The following is a 336-nucleotide window of genomic DNA, read 5'->3' as shown; positions in this document are numbered from 1 at the left end:
CAGCCCGGCCTTCTTGAAGTCACTGATTTTCTGTTCGGTCAAGCCGATGCCGGAGGTGATCAGGTTGGTATAGAAACCCAGCCTGCGCGCCTCGCCGATCAGCTCGGCCAGGTCCTGGCGCACCAGCGGCTCGCCGCCGGAAAAACCCAGCTGCGCGGCGCCCATCTCCCGGGCTTCGCGAAAGATCTTGAACCACTGCTCGGTGCTCAGCTCCTTGCCCTGCTCGGCGAAGTCCAACGGGTTGGAGCAGTACGGGCATTGCAACGGGCACCGATAGGTCAGCTCCGCCAGCAGCCACAGCGGCAGGCCGACTTCCGGCCTGGGCGGCAGGGCACG

1 protein-coding gene is annotated in these 336 nt (G+C 65.5%); it reads right to left on the bottom strand.

All coding sequences use genetic code 11. The annotated features are described in order from the left end of the window. The coding region (locus J4E53_RS30605) for a radical SAM protein (protein ID WP_207268303.1) at positions 1–330 on the bottom strand (330 nt) is incomplete at its 3' end. Positions 331–336 lie beyond the last annotated feature (6 nt).

Origin of the sequence: Pseudomonas sp. FW305-28 (genome assembly GCF_017351395.1) — a bacterium.
Taxonomy (GTDB): domain Bacteria; phylum Pseudomonadota; class Gammaproteobacteria; order Pseudomonadales; family Pseudomonadaceae; genus Aquipseudomonas; species Aquipseudomonas fluorescens_AA.
This window is presented reverse-complemented; position numbering and strand designations above follow the sequence as displayed.